Here is a 1,894-nt window from a genome sequence, read left to right on the forward strand (position 1 = left end):
CCGGTCGCCAGGATGCCGCCGGTCACCGTCGCCGCGGTCGTGCCCGTGGTCGGCCTCGGCGCCGCGCGGCAGCGCGAAGCTGAGCACGGTTCCGACGAGCGCGACGATCGCCATCGTCACCGCGAACCAGTTCGATGCCGGATTGAGGTAGAGCCCGAGCCGACCCGTCAGCCACAGTGCGACGGTGACGGCGGCGAGTCCCGCCGCCAGCCCCACACCGAGCAGCCGCGACCCGAGCAGGCCCCACAGGTCACGACGTTCACGCAACGAGGTTCACCACCGATCCCACGGCGACGGCGAACAGCACGACGATGACGACGAGTCCCGCGAGCACCCGCGTGCGGAAGGTCGTCCGCAGCAGCGCGAGCATCTTGACGTCTACGAGCGGCCCCACGAGCAGGAACGCGGCGATCGATCCCGGCGTGAAGGTCGACGCGAACGACAGGGCGAAGAACGCGTCGACGTTGGAGCAGATCGAGACGATCATCGCGAGCGCGATCATCGCGACGATCGACAGGGCCGGATTCGATCCGATCGCCAGCAGCGCGTCGCGAGGCACGAGCACCTGCACGGCGCCCGCGAGCGCCGAGCCGATGACGAGGGCCGGCATGACGGCGCGCAGCTCGACGACGAACTGCGCGAGGCTGCGCCGACCCCGTCCGGCGCGGTCGTGGCCCGCCTCCAACGAGACGGCGCAGCTGTCGCGGAACCGCTCCGTGAGCAACGCGTCGGGATCGGGGTGCCGGCTGTACAGCCACCCGATGAGGTTCGCGACGGCGTAGCCGCCGAGCAGTCGCGCGACGAGGATGCCGTCGTCGAACCCGAACGCCTGGTGCGTCGTGAGGATCACGATGGGGTTCACGATGGGGGCCGCGATGAGGAACGTCATCGTCTCGGCGACGCCGAGCCCGCGCATCATCAGCCCCCGCGCGAACGGCACGTTGCCGCACTCGCAGACCGGGACGAGCATCCCCAGCAGTGACAGGACGGCACGGCGCGCCCACGGCGCGCGCGGCATCCATCGCTCGATCACGCCCGGCGGCACCCACACCTGCACGACGATCGAGAGCAGCACGCCGAGCACCACGAACGGCAGCGACTCGATGAGGACGCTGATCGAGAGGGTCAGGCCGTCCTGCAGCCTCGTCGGCAGCGCCGGCCCCGGCGTGAGCAGGGCGAGGACCAGCAGCGCGGCCACCACCGCGAGGCCGACGCCGATGGCCATCAGCCGGATGGCGCCGCGGGAGAGGTTCTCCCGCGTCTGTCCTGCCCTCGTCGCCGGAGCGGACGGGTTCAACTGCCAGCCAACTGCTGCGCCGAGCAGGCCGGACACAGTCCGAAGATGTCGACGACGTGCTCGGCCTGCGTGAACCCGTGCTCGGCGGCCGTGCGCCGGGCCCACGACTCGACCGCGGATGCCTGGATCTCGACCGTCGTGCCGCACTCGCGGCAGATGAGGTGGTGGTGGTGACCCGTGCTGGAGCACGCGCGATAGAGGGCTTCGCCGGCGGGACTCTGCAGCTGGTCGGCCTCGCCGCTCGCGGCGAGGGTCGCGAGCGCCCGGTAGACGGTCGCGAGGCCGATGCCCGTGCTCTCTTCACGCAGCGTCGCGTGCAGATCCTGCGCGCTGACGAATCCGGCGGCGTCGGCGAGCGCCTCGCGCACACGCGCGCGCTGCCAGGTGTTGCGCTGAGCCATGTGCGGAAGTCTACCCGCGAGGCATCGGAGCGGGCTGGGAGAGCCGCGAGGTCCGGCTCGGGCGGGCGGACGGGCGGAGGTTCCTGAGGAGATTGCAGGATTCTGAGGACCGGATGCCGGGATTTCGTCCTCAGCATCCGCCATCTCCTCGGCATCCGTCGCCTGCCGGAGCCGCGCCGCCGCAGCCGCGCCGCGC

2 protein-coding genes and 1 pseudogene are annotated in these 1,894 nt (G+C 71.5%); all 3 read right to left on the reverse strand.

Going from position 1 to position 1,894, the window contains the following annotated elements; translation table 11 throughout:
- Positions 1 to 267, reverse strand: a pseudogene (locus WBP48_RS01325) (hypothetical protein); the annotation flags it as partial.
- On the reverse strand, positions 260 to 1,225 hold the full coding sequence (locus WBP48_RS01330) for a permease (RefSeq protein ID WP_424434930.1): 966 nt from the start codon (positions 1,223 to 1,225) through the stop codon (positions 260 to 262). The gene WBP48_RS01330 and the pseudogene WBP48_RS01325, both read right to left, overlap by 8 nt.
- Before the next feature lie 68 nt (positions 1,226 to 1,293).
- Positions 1,294 to 1,698: a Fur family transcriptional regulator gene (locus WBP48_RS01335; protein ID WP_424434927.1), complete on the reverse strand. Its 405-nt coding sequence runs from the start codon at positions 1,696 to 1,698 to the stop codon at positions 1,294 to 1,296.
- Between the last annotated feature and the right edge of the window lie 196 nt (positions 1,699 to 1,894).

Origin of the sequence: Microbacterium sp. (assembly GCF_049661145.1) — a bacterium.
In the GTDB taxonomy this organism is placed as follows: Bacteria; Actinomycetota; Actinomycetes; order Actinomycetales; family Microbacteriaceae; genus Microbacterium.

What these genes read in the sequence shown, in the direction of transcription:
- WBP48_RS01330 (WP_424434930.1), bottom strand. Translation starts at nt 1,225, where the DNA reads ATGGCCATCGGCGTCGGCCTCGCGGTGGTGGCCGCGCTGCTGGTCCTC.
- WBP48_RS01335 (WP_424434927.1), bottom strand. Translation starts at nt 1,698, where the DNA reads ATGGCTCAGCGCAACACCTGGCAGCGCGCGCGTGTGCGCGAGGCGCTC.